The organism is Lysobacter sp. A378, assembly GCF_054052125.1.
Genome location: NZ_JBSVRK010000002.1, coordinates 1,145,759 through 1,163,709, shown reverse-complemented (window position 1 = coordinate 1,163,709; position 17,951 = coordinate 1,145,759). Strand labels below are relative to the sequence as shown.

General features: G+C 68.2%; 18 protein-coding genes and 1 pseudogene. All 19 read right to left on the bottom strand.

The window, feature by feature from the left end; genetic code table 11:
• Positions 1 to 11 precede the first annotated feature (11 nt).
• A complete protein-coding gene (locus tag ACW7G1_RS11130; RefSeq protein ID WP_456979770.1) occupies positions 12 to 515 on the bottom strand; it encodes an HvfA family oxazolone/thioamide-modified RiPP metallophore in 504 nt (167 codons plus the stop codon).
• A gap of 70 nt (positions 516 to 585) precedes the next feature.
• Positions 586 to 1,317 carry a phosphate signaling complex protein PhoU gene (gene phoU / locus ACW7G1_RS11125; RefSeq protein WP_456979769.1) on the bottom strand — a complete coding sequence of 244 codons (732 nt, stop codon included), beginning with the start codon at positions 1,315 to 1,317 and terminating at the stop codon, positions 586 to 588.
• Positions 1,318 to 1,327: 10 nt separating this feature from the next.
• The gene (pstB, locus tag ACW7G1_RS11120) at positions 1,328 to 2,119 is read right to left on the bottom strand and encodes a phosphate ABC transporter ATP-binding protein PstB (RefSeq protein WP_456979768.1); all 792 of its coding nucleotides are present in this window, start codon (positions 2,117 to 2,119) and stop codon (positions 1,328 to 1,330) included.
• A gap of 46 nt (positions 2,120 to 2,165) precedes the next feature.
• Complete coding sequence (pstA, locus tag ACW7G1_RS11115) at positions 2,166 to 3,059, bottom strand: phosphate ABC transporter permease PstA (RefSeq protein WP_456979767.1); 894 nt, start codon at positions 3,057 to 3,059, stop codon at positions 2,166 to 2,168.
• Positions 3,059 to 4,018 carry a phosphate ABC transporter permease subunit PstC gene (gene pstC / locus ACW7G1_RS11110; protein ID WP_456979766.1) on the bottom strand — a complete coding sequence of 320 codons (960 nt, stop codon included), beginning with the start codon at positions 4,016 to 4,018 and terminating at the stop codon, positions 3,059 to 3,061. The genes pstA and pstC overlap by 1 nt, the downstream gene beginning before the upstream one ends.
• Before the next feature lie 112 nt (positions 4,019 to 4,130).
• Complete coding sequence (pstS, locus tag ACW7G1_RS11105) at positions 4,131 to 5,243, bottom strand: phosphate ABC transporter substrate-binding protein PstS (RefSeq protein WP_456979765.1); 1,113 nt, start codon at positions 5,241 to 5,243, stop codon at positions 4,131 to 4,133.
• 105 nt (positions 5,244 to 5,348) lie between these two features.
• Entirely contained in the window at positions 5,349 to 6,500 is a 1,152-nt protein-coding gene (locus ACW7G1_RS11100) for an OprO/OprP family phosphate-selective porin (protein WP_456979764.1), read from the bottom strand.
• A 144-nt stretch (positions 6,501 to 6,644) separates the two neighbouring features.
• On the bottom strand, positions 6,645 to 7,361 hold the full coding sequence (gspN, locus tag ACW7G1_RS11095; protein ID WP_456979763.1) for a type II secretion system protein N: 717 nt from the start codon (positions 7,359 to 7,361) through the stop codon (positions 6,645 to 6,647).
• Positions 7,358 to 7,846, bottom strand: a complete 489-nt coding sequence (gene gspM, locus ACW7G1_RS11090; RefSeq protein ID WP_456979762.1) for a type II secretion system protein GspM — start codon at positions 7,844 to 7,846, stop codon at positions 7,358 to 7,360. The genes gspN and gspM overlap by 4 nt, the downstream gene beginning before the upstream one ends.
• Complete coding sequence (gene gspL, locus ACW7G1_RS11085) at positions 7,843 to 9,006, bottom strand: type II secretion system protein GspL (protein ID WP_456979761.1); 1,164 nt, start codon at positions 9,004 to 9,006, stop codon at positions 7,843 to 7,845. Before gspL ends, gspM begins: the two co-directional genes overlap by 4 nt.
• Position 9,007: 1 nt before the next feature.
• A complete protein-coding gene (gspK, locus tag ACW7G1_RS11080) occupies positions 9,008 to 9,979 on the bottom strand; it encodes a type II secretion system minor pseudopilin GspK (protein ID WP_456979760.1) in 972 nt (323 codons plus the stop codon).
• Complete coding sequence (gene gspJ / locus ACW7G1_RS11075; protein ID WP_456979907.1) at positions 9,976 to 10,554, bottom strand: type II secretion system minor pseudopilin GspJ; 579 nt, start codon at positions 10,552 to 10,554, stop codon at positions 9,976 to 9,978. The genes gspK and gspJ overlap by 4 nt, the downstream gene beginning before the upstream one ends.
• A 98-nt stretch (positions 10,555 to 10,652) precedes the next feature.
• The gene (gene gspI, locus ACW7G1_RS11070; RefSeq protein WP_456979759.1) at positions 10,653 to 11,027 is read right to left on the bottom strand and encodes a type II secretion system minor pseudopilin GspI; all 375 of its coding nucleotides are present in this window, start codon (positions 11,025 to 11,027) and stop codon (positions 10,653 to 10,655) included.
• Positions 11,014 to 11,493, bottom strand: coding sequence for a GspH/FimT family pseudopilin (locus ACW7G1_RS11065; protein ID WP_456979758.1), 480 nt, complete (start codon positions 11,491 to 11,493; stop codon positions 11,014 to 11,016). Before ACW7G1_RS11065 ends, gspI begins: the two co-directional genes overlap by 14 nt.
• 3 nt (positions 11,494 to 11,496) lie before the next feature.
• The gene (gene gspG / locus ACW7G1_RS11060; RefSeq protein WP_456979757.1) at positions 11,497 to 11,943 is read right to left on the bottom strand and encodes a type II secretion system major pseudopilin GspG; all 447 of its coding nucleotides are present in this window, start codon (positions 11,941 to 11,943) and stop codon (positions 11,497 to 11,499) included.
• Between the two features lie 9 nt (positions 11,944 to 11,952).
• Positions 11,953 to 13,173 (bottom strand): type II secretion system inner membrane protein GspF, encoded by a 1,221-nt coding sequence (gene gspF, locus ACW7G1_RS11055; RefSeq protein ID WP_456979756.1) that lies wholly within the window; start codon positions 13,171 to 13,173, stop codon positions 11,953 to 11,955.
• Positions 13,160 to 14,683 (bottom strand): type II secretion system ATPase GspE, encoded by a 1,524-nt coding sequence (gspE, locus tag ACW7G1_RS11050; RefSeq protein WP_456979755.1) that lies wholly within the window; start codon positions 14,681 to 14,683, stop codon positions 13,160 to 13,162. Before gspE ends, gspF begins: the two co-directional genes overlap by 14 nt.
• A gap of 174 nt (positions 14,684 to 14,857) precedes the next feature.
• Positions 14,858 to 16,867, bottom strand: a pseudogene (gene gspD, locus ACW7G1_RS11045) (type II secretion system secretin GspD); the annotation flags it as partial.
• A gap of 50 nt (positions 16,868 to 16,917) precedes the next feature.
• Positions 16,918 to 17,751: a type II secretion system protein N gene (locus ACW7G1_RS11040; RefSeq protein ID WP_456979754.1), complete on the bottom strand. Its 834-nt coding sequence runs from the start codon at positions 17,749 to 17,751 to the stop codon at positions 16,918 to 16,920.
• Positions 17,752 to 17,951: the final 200 nt, after the last annotated feature.

The following is a 17,951-nucleotide window of genomic DNA, read 5'->3' as shown; positions in this document are numbered from 1 at the left end:
CAAGGCGGGTCTTACATCGAGCCGCACTTGCCCTCGCCACACTTGCCTTCCGTGTCGGCCTTGGCGGGCATTTCAGCCTTCTTTGCCGCGTGGTGGGCCTTCATTTCATCGGCGTCGATGAAGCCGTCACCATTGCTGTCGTGCGCGGCGAACTTGCTGCTGTCGCCATCATGTGCGGCGGCGAATTCGGCAGGGGATAGCTGGCCGTCCTTGTCGGTATCCATCTTGTCCATGCCGCACATGCCTTCACCGCACTTGCCTTCGTGGGCGGTTTTGTCGGTGTCGCCGCCGGCGTTGCTGCTGCCACACTTGCCTTCTTCGGCGTTTTTATTGGCGCCACACGCGGCTTCGGCGGTCTTCTCGGTGCTCGCCGCGTCCTGCGCGCCGAGCATGTAGCCCTGCGCCAGCGGGGTGGCGGCAAATGCGGAGCCGGCAAGAACGGCGCCAGTGAGGACCAGGCTGCCGGCGAGGGCGGCACTGGCGGCGAAAACAGGCTTGTTCGACTGGTTCGACATGGTGTTGTCCCATCATTGGCGGCCGTGCCGCGGTGGAGGCAATGCTAGCGCGGTTGCAACGTCGATGGCATTAACGCGTGCCAGGGCCCTCCGGTCGGGGTGCCAACGTGTTGCTGTCGTCCGCCTTCGGGCGCGGGGGCAGGTCGTCCTCGCCATGGACCAGGAACCAGACGTTCTCGGCGATGTTGGTGGCGTGGTCGCCGATGCGCTCGATGTTCTTGGCCATGAACAGCAGGTGGGTGCACGGGGTGATCACGCGCGCGTCTTCCATCATGTGGGTCAGCAGTTCGCGGAACAGTGCGGTGTAGGCGGTGTCGATCGCGACATCGCTTTCGCGTACGCGCTTGGCGACTGCAACGTCGCTGTCGCGATAGGCCACCATCACGTCGCGCAGTTGGGTCACCGCCAGCCGTCCGATGACCTGCAACCCGCTGATATGCGGCAGCGGTGGTGCCAGGTTGAGCGCGGTGGAACGTTTGGCGACGTTGGCCGCGTAGTCGCCGATGCGCTCGATATCGGAGGTGATGCGGATCGCGGCCAGGATCTCGCGCAGGTCGCGCGCCATGGGCCCGCGCAGGGCAAGTTTCATGACGTCCTGGCTGATTTCCTGCTCGAGCTGGTCGATCGCCTCGTCGTTGTCGATGATCCGGGTGGCGGCCGCGTCGTCGCGGCGGGATACCACGTCCAGCGCGGCCTCCAGTTGGGCGGCGGCCATCTCACCCATGCGCAGGGTCTCGTCGAGCAGGCGGTGCTGTTCTTCGTCGTAGCTCTTGACGATGTGGTCGCTGGGAGTCGGTGTCATGTCAATGTCCTCAGCCGAAACGGCCGGTGATGTAGTCCTCGGTCTGGCGCTTGGACGGGTTGGAGAAGATGGTGCTGGTCACGTCGTGCTCGATCAGGTCGCCCAGGTACATGAAGGCGGTGTAATCGGACACGCGCGCGGCCTGCTGCATGTTGTGGGTGACCATGACGATGGTGAAGTCGGTCTTGAGTTCGGCCACCAGTTGCTCGATACGGCTGGTCGAGATCGGGTCCAGCGCCGAGGTCGGCTCGTCCAGCAGCAGGACATCCGGGCGCAGAGCGATGGCGCGGGCGATGCACAGACGCTGTTGCTGGCCACCCGACAGACCCAGCGCACTGGCCCCGAGCTTGTCCTTGACCTCGTCCCACAGTGCGGCCTGGTGCAGTGCGTGTTCGACGCGCACGGCCATCTCCGCCTTCGACAACTTCTCGTGGTGGCGGATCGCGTAGGCGACGTTCTCGAAGATCGTCATCGGGAATGGCACCGGTTTCTGGAACACCATCCCGACCTTGCTGCGCAGCCGGTTCATCGGATACTTCGGATCGAGGATGTTCTCCCCGTCCAGCAGCACCTCGCCGCTGGCGTCCTGCTTGGGATACAGCGCATAGATGCGGTTGAACACCCGCAGCAGGGTGGACTTGCCGCAGCCCGACGGGCCGATAAGCGCGGTGACCTGCTTCTCCGGAATCGACAGATTGATCCCCTTGAGCGCATGGAACTTGTCGTAGTGGAAGTCCAACCCGCGCGCAGCGAGCTTGGTCGGCGCATCGGCAGCGACCGCGGGGGAGATTGCATTCATCATGACCGAGGCCTTGTGGGTACGCGAAGGGGCAGGGCGTTGCAGGAGCTCAATCATTGGACACCCGGTGGCGGGAAATGATGGCGCGGGCGACGAGGCTGATCAACAGCACGAACGCGGTCAGCACCAGTGCCCCGCCCCAGGCCAGGTCCTGCCAGCTCTCGTACGGACTGCCGGCGTACTGATACATCACCACCGGCACGCTGGCGATCGGTCCGGTGATGTCGCTGCTCCAGTACTGGTTGCCGAAGGCGGTGAACAGCAGCGGTGCGGTCTCACCGCTGATCCTGGCAAGAGCGAGCAGGATGCCGGTGACGATGCCGGGCATCGCCGAGCGGTACATCACCTGCACGATCACCTTCCACTGTGGCACGCCCAGCGACAGCGCGGCTTCGCGCATCTGACCGGGCACCAGCCGCAGCATCTCGTCGGTGGTGCGCAATACCACCGGCAGCACGATGAAGGCCAGCGAGATCGCGCCGGCGATGGCCGAGAAATTGCCGCCGGCCTGCATCACGATCAGGGTGTAGACGAACAGGCCCAGCACGATCGACGGCGCCGACAACAGGATGTCGTTGACGAAGCGGACCACGGTGCCGATCCGGGTGTTGCGGCCATACTCCGCCAGCCAGGTGCCCGCGGCGATGCCGAGCGGGGTGCCGATCCCGATCGCCATCAGGCACATCACCGCGCTGCCGAAGAACGCATTGCGCAAACCACCCTCGGCCATGGGCGGCGGGGTGTCCTGGCTGAACAACGACCACTCGATGGCGCCGATGCCCTTGGCGACCAGTGTCCACAGGATCCAGCCCAGGAACAGCAGGCCGATCGCGGTGGCAACGCAGGACAATCCCAGTGCGACCACATTGCCGATCCGCCGGCGCCGGTACAGCGAGTCGGCGACGCGTGCCGATGCGGGCGTGGCGGCGGTGGAGGCGGCCATCAGTTGCCCTCCTTGCGCGACAGTTGGGCCAGCATCAGGCGCGCGATCGCGAGCACGATGAAGGTAACGATGAACAGCACGAAGCCCAGCAGCAGCAGGGCGGAGCGGTAGGTCTCGGTGGCCTCGCCGAAATCATTGGCGATCAGCGCGGCGATGGTAGTGCCCGGCTCCAGCAACGAGGCGGTGAAGCGGGTGGAATTGCCGATCACGAACGCGACCGCCATGGTCTCGCCAAGCGCCCGGCCCAGGCCGAGGAAGATGCCGCCGATCACCGCCGAACGGGTGTACGGCAACACGATGTCCCAGCTGACCTCCCACTTGGTCGAGCCCAGCGCGTAGGCGGATTCCTTCAGTCGCGTGGGCACGGTCAGGAACACCTCGCGCATCACCGAGCAGATGAACGGCACCACCATGATCGCCAGCACGATGCTGGCGGTGAGCATGCCGATGCCGATCGGTGGCCCCTGGAACAGTGGGCCGATGACCGGCAGCGTGCCCAGGTGCTCGTTGGCCCACGGCGTGACGTACTTGGTCATCACCGGCACCAGCACGAACAGGCCCCACATGCCGTAGATGATCGAGGGGATGCCGGCCAGCAACTCGATTGCGGTGCCGACCGGCCCGCGCAGCCAGCGCGGCGCGACCTCGGTCAGGTAGAACGCGATGCCGAAACTGACCGGTATCGCAAACAGCATCGCGATCGCCGCGGTGACGATGGTCCCGTAGATCGGTACCAGCGCCCCGTAGCGGTTTTCCACCGGGTTCCAATCGCTGCTGAAGAAGAAATCCAACCCGGTGACCTGCAATGCCTGGCGACCGCCCCAGAGCATCGACAGCGCCGCCCCGGCCAGCGCCAGCAACACGAACACGACGGTCGCGACCAGCGCGTAGCGGAACCAGCGATCGTTGCGCGCATCCTTGAAATCACGCGTGTTGGTGGGCAAGGCAACGGTATTCATCAGTCCAGGAAAACTCCAAGTGGTCGTAGGGCGCATTGTTAATGCGCCCTACGTTCCGATGTCGTGCGTAGGGCGTATTAGGCGAAGCCGTAATACGCCGAACCCCAACCAATCACGGGGTCTTGAACTCCGCCGCCCAATACGCCTCGACCTGCGCCACCAGCTCCGGCGGCAACGGCACGTAATGCAATTGCGATGCCTGCGGTTGGCCGTTCTCCAGCGCCCACTTGAAGAACGCCATCGCGTCCGCGCTGCGCTTGGCATCCTTGGGCTGTTTGTACATCAGGATGAAGTTGGTCGCGGTGATCGGCCATGCCTCGGCGCCCGGGGCGTTGGTGATGACCAGGTTGAAGTCTTTCGCGCCAGCCCAGTCCGCGGTTGCGGCGGCGGCCTGGAACGACTCGGCGTGGGGGGCGACGAAGTTGCCCGCGGCGTTTTGCAGCAAGGTATGGGACATCTGGTTCTGGATCGCGTAGGCGAGCTCGACGTAACCGATGGAGCCATCGATCTGCTGCACGTACGACGCCACGCCCTCGTTGCCCTTGCCACCGACGCCATCGGGCCACTGCACCGACTTGCCTTCGCCGACCGCATCCTTCCATGCCGGGCTGACCTTGGTCAGATAGTTGGTGAAGTTGAACGTGGTGCCCGAGCCGTCCGAGCGCTGGACCAGGTTGATCTTCGCCGCCGGCAGTTCTACGCCCGGATTGAGCGAAGCGATCGCGGCATCGTTCCAGGTCTTGACCTTGCCCAGGTAGATGTCGGCCAGCAGTGCACCGGTCAGGCGCAGTTCGCCCGGCTCGATGCCTTCAACGTTGACCACCGGTACCACGCCGCCGATGGCCGAAGGGAACTGGCCAAGGCCGGCCTCGGCCAGCTCCGCGCTGTCCAGCGGCGCATCGGAGGAGCCGAAGTCCACCGTGCCGGCCTTGATCTGGGCGATGCCGCCGCCCGAGCCGATCGACTGGTAATTGACCATGTTGCCGGTCGCGGTGTGGTAGTCGGCCGACCACTTGGAGATCAGCGGGAAGATGAAGGTCGCACCGGCGCCGGTGATCTGCGCGGCAACCCGGTCGGTGGTGTCTGCCGAGGCCGTCGAGCCGGCGGTGGTGCCGGTATCGGTGGTCGGAGCTGAATCGTTGCCCGAGCAGGCGCTCAGAGCGACCGCAAGGGCGAGGGACAGGGCAGCGGTGCGGACAACAAATCGGGCCGGTGTCGGGTTCATGGGGTACTCCGTAACGGAAGAGGCCGGCTTGATGCCAGCGGGTTGAGTCTATGAAATGATATTTTTGTTACACGCATATGACAGTCGTGCGGTTTTGTTACTGCGCTACCAGTAAAACTGCGCGCGCGCCTCGACGATATTCGGGTCATCGCTGACACCAAGACGCTCGCTGTCGACCTGCACATAGTTCAGGGCGAACTTGAAGTTCTTGCGCCAGTACCAGTTGACGCCGGCGGTCAGCGCATCCATTTGCCCGCCTTCGACCGTGCCGTCGTCGAGGTCGATGGTGTCGTAGCGCAGGCCGAGCTGCCACATGCCGCGGGCCGGGTCGATCGGCTTGGCGGTGCCGGGCGTGCCGCCCTTGTAGCTCCAGCTCTCGCCAGTCAGGTTGTAGAGCGCGCTGAGGTAGGCGCCGCTGGTGCTGTAGTCGGTGTTGTCGTGGCGGCTGACCTCGCCCTGCATGTATTCGCCCTGCAGCTTGAGCGGGCCGCGCACCCAGAACGCCTCGACGCCAGTGGTGGCAAGGCGGTCGGTATCGGTGAGTGTGCCGCTGTCGACCAGCCGCACGCCGGCCAGGTCGGCCTGCGGACGGGTACGCAGGCGCAGGGTGTCGGCGTCGGTGTCCTGGTCCACGTACGACAGGCCGAGGTGGAGGATGTTGCCGTCCTGGTTGATCGGCGCGAAGGTGGCGCGCAGGCCGTAGCCGCTGCCGTGGGCGCCGCCGCTGGTCAGCTCGCGGCCGAAGCTGCTGGCGGTGATGCTCCAGTCGTCCTGGCTGTAGCCATAACCCACGCCAAGCCGGCGCGACACCGCAAAGGTGTTGGTCGTCATCGCCTTGGAGATGAAGTCGTTGTTCTTGGTCGACGACAGCTCTTCCAGCCCGTGGGGCTGCTTGAACTGGCCGGCCTGCAGCATGTGGCCATCGCCGAAGCCATATTCGACGTTGACGTCGAGCCACTTGTCGGCCTTGGCGTCGTAACCGACCACCCAGTCGAGGTTGCCCGGGCCCTTGCCCTTTAGCACCAGCTCGGCGCGGCGCATTTCGTAATCGTGGTCGCTGCCGTCGCCGGCATCGCCATCAAGGTTGGTCAGGTCGTTGTCGTACCAGCTGCCGTCGGCCTGGATCAGGCCTTCGAACGTGATCTCGGAGCCGCCGATGGTGTCGATCGGCACGCCGGCAAAAGACAGCGGCGCCAGCGCGGCAAGTGACAGGCCGGCAAGGACCTGCGTGGTGAGGCGGTTTTGTTGAAGTTTCATTGCGGTTTGATGTCACGACTGGGGAAGTACGCGCAGGGTAGGCGCGACAAGTTGCAGAAATGTGACATTCCTGCAGTTGCGTGACGTTTTCATTGCATTTGCGTTTAGCTTCGCGTCGGTCCCGGTGGCAGGCCGGCCGTGCGGTCAATCCATCCATTGCCCGCTGTCGGTACGGACCAGCCCGGCCGGGGTATCCCTGAATCCGGCGACCTGCAACGCGAGCCCGGTGAGTGCGCCAGCGGGCTGGACGCGCGACTGCAACCGGTAGTGGCCGTTGCTCTCGATGTCGAGGACGGCTTCGACGCGGGGAGCATCGGGCGCCGGGATCGCGGCGAGTGCGATCGAACCGGCATCGCCATCGCAGCGTACGGGTCCCTGCAACCGGATCGGCTCGGCCAGGCCTGGAACGACCAGTTCCGCCTTGAGCGCGCCGGCGGCCTTCTGGCATCGGCCGCCGGCGAACACCAGGCTGGCGTTTTCGAAGGAAAGGCGCGCGACCAGCCCCGGTAGCGGCCGGTCGATGTCCAGCTGCAGTGGTCCGTCGATGTGGTCGATGCCGATGCGGCGACCACGCAGCAGGTCGACGGAAAGGTCGGACGTTGCCAGCTCGAGCCGTTGCACCCCCAGCAGGAGCGACAGCGGCTCCAGCGCGAGCGTGGCATCACCCAGCGTCTGCCCGCGCCATTCGACCGAACGCAGGCGGCCGGACCAGATCGAGCCCGATGCGCCGTCCGCCGACAGGCCCAGCGCATCCGGGTCGATGCCGGAGCCTGCCGCCAAACCCAGGCGCAGCGGCAACGTCGCCAGCAGCATCAGCGCCAGGGCCAGCAGGAACGACAACGCCAGTGCCCGCCGGCTCATGGCGATGGCGACCGGAAGCGGGCCTGCACCTGCAGGCGACCGTTGCGTTCGGCGATGTCGACGGCCATCGGCGCGATGCCGTGCTGCTCGACCAGTCCGTCGAGCCAGCCCAACAGCGCCGGTGCGTCGACTGCGTCGATGCCCACTTCGAGCACGCCGGCCTCGTCGATGCGCTGGCGGCTGACCGGCACCTGCGCGGCCGCGGCTGCGTCGAGGATGGCGCTGGCAAAATCGTCGGGCGCGGATGCGGCGGGCCGCTGGGCCTGCAGGGTGCGGATCGCAGTGACCCCACGCGTGACCTCGCGGAGGTCGGCGGTGGCGCGGTCAACGCGGTCGCGCGCCGCATCGCGCACGTGCCGCAGCGGCGCGACCACGCCGAACCACAGCGCGAACGCGGCGATCGCGACGAACATCACCGCCAGCATCCGCTGCTCGCGGAGTTCGCGCGATTGCCACCCATGCCGGAGCTTGTCGAAGGTGCTCATACCGATGGCCTCACGGTGATGGCGTACTGGTTGCGGCCGCCGGCATCGCGGCGACCGGTCTCGTCCAGCTCCAGCCCGGCCTCGGCCAGCGCGGTGCGGATGCGTTCCAGTGCGGCCGGCGCGGGTAGCACGAGGGCGGCCTGCAGTTCGCCGTCGGCGTAGGCGAGGGCATCGAGTTCAGCGCCGTCGGTCGCCGCGACCGCCGCCAGCAGCGCGGCGGCGGCGCGGGCAAAGCCGTCGCCGGCCTGCAGTTCGGCCAGCCGTGCGCGCACCGGCGGCAGCGGGTCGGCGTCCTTGCCCAGCGCGGGCAACACCTCGCGGGCTCGGGTGTTGGCCTGGGCTTGCAGGTCGCGCGCGGCGACCTCGTGGCGGATCGCCTGCGCGGCCAGCAACACCAAGGGTGACACTGCCACTACGGCGGCCAGGATTGCCGCGCGGCGCCAGGCCGGCCAACCCTCGCGGCGGGTGGTCTTGCGGGCGAAGGCGTATTGCAGCAGGTCGATCGGCGGCACCAGCGCATTGACGGCGAACGCGGCTTGGGCTTCCGTTTCAGTCAGGACGCGGCGCGGCCGTTCGCCGATGACCTGGTCGGCCAGTGCAGGCTCGGCGGCGAAGGCCAGCCGTTGGCCGCGGACCAGCCAATGACCGTCCATGTCGGCGATGACGACATCGCCGGCGTCGCCCGCGGACGCGTCCTCGGTCGAAGGCAACAGCATCGGCAGCGGCACCACGAGGTCGGGAGTCATGCCGAGCGCCGCGGCACGGTCGAGCCAGACCTGCATCGTCGCCGACTCGACCGCGACCACCTGGTGGCTGCCGTCGTCCGCGGCCGGCGCGATCGCGAGATGCAGGGTGTCGACCGGGCCGGCGACATGCTCCGCGACCAGCACCCGCGCCGCCGCCACTGCCTGCACCGGATTGCGCGCCGGCAGCTCCAACCATGTCGACAGGCATTCGATGCCGGGCACGGCCAGCACCTGCCGGGCAGGGGACTGGGTCGCAGTGGTGGTCAGGGGCGCATCAGTGTCGACCGTGCGCCGCGCGAGCACGCGGCCGCCGCCATCGACCTGAAGGCAGGTGGCCGCGGCTGCGGGCCTTGCCGGGAGCAACAGCAAGAGGGTGGTGGGGTTCATCGCGATGGGCTCACGCGGGTTCTTCATGTCATTCCAGTGGCGCCAGACGGCGCTCGACCAGCCGGGTGCGGCCGGCATCGTGTTCGAACAACGCGCTCGGCACGACCTGCGCGCCGGCGTACTCGATCTGCGACTGCAGGGCGAAGAACCGGGTCCGCAGCGCGACCTGATCCCGCGCCGACGTCAGCGGTTCGATCCCGTCCAGCAGCCGGTGCGACCAGAAGGCGTCAAGGTCCGGCCAGCCAACGGGTGGCCGCGCGCGGATCAGCCGGCGCGCCGCATCCGGACTGAGCGCGCCGTCGGTCAGCATCGACAGCAGCACGGCGTCGGTTTCGTCGAGGGTGTTGAGGTTGATCGGCGACAACATGTCGGTTGGCAACGCGCACACGTGCGGTCGCAGTCGGGTGTACATGTCGTCGTCGAAGCCGGCGATCGCGCGCAGCTCGCTGGGTTCGGCCAGCAGCGCGCCGCTGGTGCGGTGGGCCGGGGTACGCGACAGGTAGGTCGCGTCCTCGGCGCCGAGCGCACCGGGCACGCTGTCGGAATCGATCCAGTCGACCAGCGCGTCGACCAGCGCGTCAGCCTGATGCGCGGGGACGTCGAGCGCGCGCAGCAACGCGCCGAATTGCCGGCTACCCGCTTCGCGTTGCTGCCACAGCTCGGGCGCGCCCTCGACCACGCTGTTGAGGTTGAAGCAGGTGGTGGCGTCGGACAGCCGCGCGCTGATCGCGCCGTGCTCGACCGGGAACACGAACGGCCGGTCGTTCCAGTCACCGACCAGGGTGGTGCGGCCAGGGTCACGCGTCGACAGACGGTCGATCTGCGCCATCGCCAGCGTTTCCGCGCCGTGTGCGTACCACTGTGCCTGCGCCATCGATTGCGCGTTGGACGCCCGGCGCAGGCCGAAGCGGATGTCGTCCAGCACGCTCATCACCAGCACCGACATCACCGCGACCAGCAGCAATACGGTCAGCAGTGCGACGCCCGACTGGCGCTTCACGAACCGGCCCCCGGCAGCAGGAACAGTTGCTCGATCCGGCCCAGTCCCTCCAGTTGCAGTTGCAGCCGCACGGCATCGGGCATCGCCGTTGCGCCGCCGGGCCAGCCGTCGATCCATTGGCCGCGGTAGTGGTAGCCGATCGTCGCCGACTCGATGCCTGCCAGCATCACCTGCGGCACGCCCGGCGCGGCACCGTCGAGCGCGGTGCGGACGCTGCGTTCGAGCTGGCCGTCGACCAGCCGGTATTCGACGTATTGCATCGATGCGCGCGGTTCGGCGTCGGGATTGGTCCAGCCGCGACGGACCATCGCCAGCAGCGGCGCCGCGCCGGACATCGCCCGGCCTTCGCCCGCGGTGCTGCCGATGAAGGCGTTGCGCGCGGGCGTGCCGTCGCGTTCGCGCACCCGGCGCACGGCCGCCTGGGCGAGGTCGGCCTTGAGCAGGGCGCGGGCGCGCTGGAACTCGCCGAGCCGATCCATCCGCGCCTGCACCACGCCCTGGTTGTCGGCGGCATACGCCATCACCGAGACCCCGACCGCCGACAACAGGGCGAACACCAGCAGGGCGACCAGCATTTCAACCAGGGTGAAGCCGGCTGCCCTGGTGGCACTGTCGTCAAGACGGCTGAACGCCGCGCCGCTGTGCTGCGTGGCCGGACTGAAGCCGCGTACGTTCATTGCACGCTCCGGAACACGCTGGCTTCCGCGGCGATGCGGTCCTCGCCGGCGGGCATCACGGTGACGTCGATCCGGACGATCGCGGCCATGTCGGTCGGGCTGACGGTGCGGGTCCAGCGCCAGTCGCGGTCGCCGGCGGACTCGGTGCCGGCGGACTGTGCGGCCAGTTGCGAGGGCGTCGCCAGCATCGCCTCGACCGCGCGGTTGTCGGCGACCACGCCGGCCAGCACGCGCTCCTCGATCACCACGGCGGTGCGGGTGTTCTCGCCGGCCAGGTTCAACAACGCCATCGCGATCAGGCTGAACACCGCCATCGCGACCAGCATCTCGATCAGCGAGAAGCCCGGCGCGGGCCGATCAGCGCGGCGCATCGACCTTGACCTCGCCGGCGGCGTCCACGCCGACCCGGAGCTGCTGCCCGTTACGCGCCAGTCGGACCTGTTCCTCGCGCCCGCCACCGGTCGGTTCGAAGCGGAAGCTGACCTGTTCGCGATCGCCATCGAGCACGGCGGTGGTGCCCTCGGCCCACGCCACCGGCTCGAATGGACCCTCGTCCAGCGACTGCCATTGACCGAAGCTTTGCCGTGCGAATGCATAGCCCCCTGCATCGACGACCACCTGCACCGCGCGGGTGGTCATGATCGCCTCCTCCTGCGCGCGCACCAGCCGCGCGGCGAGGGCGTCGGCTTCCCGCGAGAGGGTGTTGGCGTCACCCGGCGCGGTCAGCAACACCGCCACGCCCATCAGCCCGACGATCACCAGCACCACCGTCAGCTCCACCAACGTGAAGCCGCGCAGGCGCGCAGGGAGCCGCGAACAGGTGGGCTGGCGCGACAACGGTCAGTTCCAGTTGCCGATGTCGGTGTTGTCGGCTTCGCCACCGGCCGCGCCATCGGCGCCGAACGAATAGATGTCGAACGCGCCGCGCTCGCCGGGCTGGCGGTACTGGTACGGGTTGCCCCACGGGTCGGTCGGCAGGCGGCGGATGTAACCGCCGCGGCGGTAGCGTTCGGGACGCGCCAACCCGGCCGGCGCGCGCAGCAGGGCGTCGAGCCCGTGCTCGGTGCGCGGGTAGACCAGGTTCTCCAGCCGATACGTCTCGACCGCCTGCTCCAGCACCGACACGTCGGCGCGGGCCTTCTCGACCATCGCGCGGTCCTGGCTGGGCATCACGTTGATCATCACCACGGTGGCGAGCAGGCCGATGATGACGATCACCACCATCAGTTCGACCAGAGTGAAGCCGGCATTTTTGTAGCGGCGGCGCAGGGTGCGTGTGGCGTGCATGGGGTTTCCTCAACCAAGGACCAGGGAATTGAACTGCAGGATCGGCAGCAGGATCGCGAGCACGATCACCGCGACCACGCCGCCCAGGACGACGATGATGATCGGCTCCAACAGGCTCATCGCGACCGAGGTGAAGGTGTTGAATTCACGTTCGAGGTAGTCGGCGGCGCGCTCCAGCATCGGCGCCAGGCGGCCGCTGTTCTCGCCGCTGCCGGTCATGTACAGCAGCGTCGGCGGGAACACCCCGGCGCGCCGCATCGCGCTCGACAGGCTGCCGCCTTCGCGGATCGAGGCGACCATGGTGTCGGCCGCCGCGCGCAGTACCCGGTTGTGCACGGTGCGCGCGGTGATGACCAGGCCCTCCATCATCGGCAGGCCGCTGGCGAGCATGATCGACAGCGTGCGCGCCATCTGCGCGGCATGGACGTCGCGGACCAGGCGGCCGAGCAATGGCGTCTTCAACACCAGCGCGTCGAAGCGCAGGCGGAACGCCGGGCGTTGCATCATTCGCGTGAACGCCACCGCGCCCAGGCCGAGCAGCACCAGTGCCAGCAGGCCCCAGTCGGTCATCAGGTCGGAGATGCCAATCACGACTTTGGTCAGCATCGGCAGCTCGCGGCCCATCGAGTCGAACTGCTCGACCACCTTGGGCACCACGAACGCCATCAGCGCGATCACCACCGCGACCGCGGTCAGCGCCAGCGCCGCCGGGTAGACCAGCGCGGTGACCAGCTTGCCGCGGACCTGCTGCTCGCGTTCGAGCAGGTCGGCGAGGCGCTCGAGGATGTCGGGCAGCGCGCCCGAGCCTTCGCCGGCGGCGACCATCGCCCGGTACAGCGGCGGGAACGCCTTGCCCTGGCGCGCCATCGCGTCGGACAGGCGGAAGCCTTCCAGCACCTGCGCGTGGGTGGCCATCAGTACCCGTCGCACCGCGCGCTTCTCGGCCTGCGCGCCGATCGTGCGCAGCGCCTCTTCCAGTGGCGCGGCGGAGACCAGCGTCGCGAGCTGGCGGGTGACCAGGGCGACGTCCTTGGTGGTGAAGCGGTCGAAGGCGCCCGCGAGCGACCCGCCCGGCGTCGGATCGCCGCCGGCGCGGGCCGGCTCCAGCCGGACCGGCACCAGGCGCCGGCGTTGCAGCCGCGCGCGAGCGTCGTTCGGGTCGGCCGCATCGAGCCGGCCACTGCGGTTGCGACCGCGCTCGTCGAGGGCGTCGAAGTCAAACGCCGGCATGGCTGGCGCCCCCGGCCTGCGTCGTGTGGTTGTCGTCGTCGCGGGTCACCCGCAGCGCTTCCTCCAGCGTGGTCGCGCCACTGGCGACCGCGGCGCGCGCCGATCCCGCAAGCCGGTCGGCGCGGGCGAATGCGGCGCGGGCGAGGGTGTCTTCGGCGGCGTTGTCGCCGATCAGTCGGCGCATTTCGTCGTCGATGGTGATGGCCTCGTACACGCCCATCCGTCCGGCGTAGCCGGTGTGGTTGCAGCGCGGGCAGCCGACGGCCTGGTAGAGGATGCCGTCGAAGTCGCGGCCCATCAGCCGGTGGCCCAGTGCATCGGCCGGACGCGGTGCGCGGCAGTGCGTGCACAACCGCCGCACCAGCCGCTGCGCCAGGACCAGGCGCATGGTCGAGGCGAGCAGGAACGGTTCCATCCCCATGTCCCTGAGCCGGGTGATCGCGCCGACCGCGTCGTTGGTGTGCACGGTCGACAGCACCAGGTGGCCGGTCAGGCTGGCCTGCACCGCGATCTGCGCGGTCTCGGGGTCGCGGATCTCGCCAACCATTACCACGTCCGGATCCTGTCGCAGGATCGCGCGCAGGCCGGCGGCGAAGGTCATGCCGACCTTGGTGTTGACCTGGGTCTGGCCGATGCCGTCCATCGCGTACTCGACCGGGTCCTCCACGGTCAGGATGTTGCGGCTGCCGTCGTTGAGCAGCGCCAGCCCGGCATACAGGGTGGTGGTCTTGCCGGAGCCGGTCGGGCCGGTCACCAGCACGATGCCGTTGGGCACGTGCAAGGCCTTGTTGAACGCGGCCTCGACCGCGGCCGGCATGCCGAGCTGTTCCAGTGTCAGCGTGCCCTGGTCCCTGTCGAGGATGCGCAGCACCACCCGCTCGCCGCCGCGTGCGGGCAGGGTGGAGACGCGCACGTCGAGCGCCTTGGCGCCCATCGCCACCGAGATGCGGCCGTCCTGCGGGATGCGCTTCTCGGCGATGTCGAGCCGCGCCATCACCTTGACCCGCGATACCAGCAGCGGCGCGATCCGGCTCGACAGGCTGACTGCCTCGCGCATCACGCCGTCGATCCGGAAGCGCACCCGCAGCGCGGCCTCGGACGGCTCGATATGGATGTCGGAGGCGCCCAGCCGCGCGCCCTCGGCGATGAGGCCGTTGATCAGGCGGATGATCGGCGCGTCGTCCTGGCTTTCCAGCAGGTCGGCGGTGGCCGGGATGTCCTCGACCAGCGAATCCAGGCTGCCGTGCATGTCGAGCTGGTCGACCGCCTCGGTGGTGCCAAGGCCGGCGTCGGCGTAGACCTCCGACAGCTTGCGGTCGAACGCGGCGCGCGGCAGCCGCGCAACCTGCAGTGGTCGTCCGAGCGTGCGACGGACCTCGATCAGCGCCGTCGCCGTGGCGTCCTCGCGCAGGCCGACATGGATCGATTCCGCATCGGCCGCGCCGTCGAGCACGACCACGCCGTGCCGCTTGGCGAATGCGTAGGGCAGCGACGGCGCGGGCTTTGTCACCGGGTGTGACCCAAGGTGTTGTTATTCATGGGGCGGCCCGGCCTCGGTGTCGCGTTGCTCTTGTTCGTCATTCCCGCGAACGCGGGAATCCAGCGACCTGGTGGCTGCCTCTCCGTCACTGGATCCCCGCTTTCGCGGGGATGACGGCGGGAGGGATGACGGTTGGAGGGATGACGGTTGGGGGGGTGACGGTTGAAGGGATGACGGTTGGAGGGACGCTGCCGGCGCCGATGCCGGCGCTACCGGCGGGTGGGTGCGCAGGTAGTCGCGCACCAGTACGTCGAGTGCCGCCTCGCGCTGTCCCGAATCGTCCAGCTGCAGTTGCGAGTTGCGCATGTAGTCGTAGCGCGGCGCGGTCACGCGCTGGGCATCCTCCGGCCCGCCGACGATGGTCGGGCGGATGAAGACCATCAGGTTGGTCTTGTCCTTCGACCGGGCGGTGGAGCGGAACAGGCTGCCGAGGATCGGGATGTCGCCCAGCAGCGGCACCTTTTCAACCGAACTGCGCTCGGCCTGGTCGAGCAGACCGCCGAGCACGACGATCGCGCCGTCGTCGACCAGCACCCGGGTCTCGATCTCGCGTTTGTTGAGGATCAGCTCGTTGAAGTCGGCCGAGACCGGCCCGGCGACCGACGACACTTCCTGCCGCAGCTGCAGGGTGATGCCGCCGCCGGCGTTGATCTGCGGGGTGACTTCCAACTGGATGCCGACGTCCTGACGCTCGATGGTGCGGAACGGGTTGGAGTTGCCGTCGCCAAGCACTTCGCCCGAGGTGATCGGCACTTCCTGGCCAACCAGGATCCGCGCCGGCTCGTTGTCCAGGGTCATGATCGACGGCGTCGACAGCAGGTTGGAACCGTTGTCGCTCTTGACCGCGTTGATGATCAGCCCGAACAGGGTGTCGCCGGCGCTGCCCGCGATCCCCGCCAGCCCACCGGTCAGCCCGAGCAACGATTGCATTGCGGCGTTGCGCGCGGTCTTGGCGAGGGCGGAATCGTCGTCCTTCAGCAGCGCCGCGCCGGCGAGCTCGGTAATACCCGGGCCGGAGTTGCGGAACTGGCTGATCCCGAACGGCACGCCGTCCTTGTTGGCCACGGCGATCTGCGCGCCGAGTTCGCGGGCGGCATCGTCGGAGATCTCGACCACGATCGCCTCGACCAACACCTGCTGGCGCCGCACGTCGAGTTGCTTGATCACGCCCAGCAGGGTGCGCTGGGTTTCCGGATCGGCGTTGATGATCAGTGCGTTCTGGCCGGGCGCGCGGACCAGGGTCGGGCGCTTGCCCGGCACCGCCGAGATCAGCTGGCCCTGGCTGGTATCGATGCTGGTGCCCGATGGGCCGGCGCTGATCCGGGTTTGCGCACCGGTGTCGCCCGTTGCTTCGGTGGGCTGCCCCGCCAGTTGCTGCAATACCGGCAACAACTGTTCCGCGCTGGCGTGCTGCAGCTGGACCACGTGCAGGTCGCCGGTGCTTTCGGCGCGGCGGTCGAGCTCCAGCACCATCTGCACCACCCGCTGGATCACCGCCGGACTGCCGCGGACCACGATCGAGTTGCTGCTCGGCACCGGCAGGATCGACATCGCCGCGTTGCCGCCTTCGGCCCCGCCCATGCCGAACAACTGGTTGACTGTGGCGGCGATCTCGCGCGCCGAACTGTTACGCAGGGTGACGGTGTCGATCGAGGCGCGGTCGCTGTCGATCTGCGCGATCAACCCGCGGATCCGGCGCAGGTTGTCGGCGTAGTCAGCCACCAGCAAGCTGTTGCCCTGGGTGGTGGCGATGACCACGCCGCCGCGGCCGACCAGCGGCTTGATGGTCTCCGCGGCGATGCGCGCGTCGACCCGCTGCAGGGGAATGATGTCGGTCGCGAAACCGGTCGCGCCGCCGCCGGCCGAACGCGGCTGCTGCGCGGCGGTGTCGTCGGGGACGACTCGGTAGGTGTCGGCGCCCGCCGGCACCGCGATCAGGCCGTTGGCGCGCAGGATCGTCAGCAGCACGCCGAGCAGCTCCGACTCGCTCATGGGCTGGTCGTTGGAGAAGTTGACCGTGCCCTGCACGCGCGGATCGACGATGAAGTTGGTGCCGGTCGCGCGGGCCACGTCCTGGATGAAGGCGCGGATGTCCGCGTTGCGCACGTTGAACGCGTCCGGCTCGGCGCCCGACTGGGCGACCGCCGGATGCATCGGTTGCAGCGCCAACGCGAGGGCGAGCAAGACGGCGGGGAAGAGACGGCTCACCGGGGTGCCTGCATGCTGGTGGTGTGGGTCTTGCCGTCGCGTTGGTACTGGATGGTCAATTGAGTCTGGCCTTTCAGTTCATCCTGCAGTCCCGCCAATCGGGCAGGGTCGAGCGGGCGTCCGTTGACCGACAGCACCACGTCGCCGGGCCGAAGGCCGGCGGGTCGTAGCAGTGACGCGCTGGCGCCTGCGGTGATTTCGTAGCCGCCACCCGGGTTCTCGGTGAGGCCGGTCGGGGACGGTGATTGGGGCGGCAAGGCCGGGGCACTGGTCGATGTGGTCGGGGCGGCGGGCTTGGCTGGCGGTGCCGTCGGCTTGGGATTGCCGACCGGCAGCGTCTTCGCTGCGGGCGCGGCGCCCGTGGTAGCAAGTGGCGGCAACTCCAACCGGTGCCGGGCACCGTTGGCGGCCAGCACCGCGTGCTCGGCGCCGACCGATTCCAGCACGATGCCCGGGGCAATCTCGCGGCCGACCGCGTACGACACCTGTTCGCCATCCTTGCCGAGGATCGCCGAGCCGGGCGTTGCCGAAGCAGGGCCACCCTCGCTGCGCACGCCGAACAGGGTGTAGCCGAGTGCTTCGCCGCTTGCGCTGGCGGGAGTGCGCGCGGAGCGGAAGAACACATCGGTCAGAGGCAGGGATGGGGACGTTTCAATGGCAATCGCCGGCCCGGCCATCGCGCTGCCGATCGGCCCGGTGGGGATCAACGCCACCCAGACCAGCCGGGCCACCTGCAGTGCCAGCAGCGTCACCAGCACCAGTTCCACCGCGACCGGAAGCCGGGTGCGCCGCTGGGTGATCTGGTCGTAGGAAAACCGGTTGAGGAGCAAGAGCTTGGGTCCTGTGGAGGCCGGGACACCGATATGTCAGGCGTGCGCACAGGATGAGATGGTTTGGTTACGGTTTGATTGCAGTTGACACATAAGGTTGCGGTGACTGTCATGTTTCGCGGCGGCATTAAAAAGCCCGGCAGGTTTCCCCGCCGGGCCGCTGCGTCCGGCCACTTCCCCAAGCGCCGGCCACTGCACTC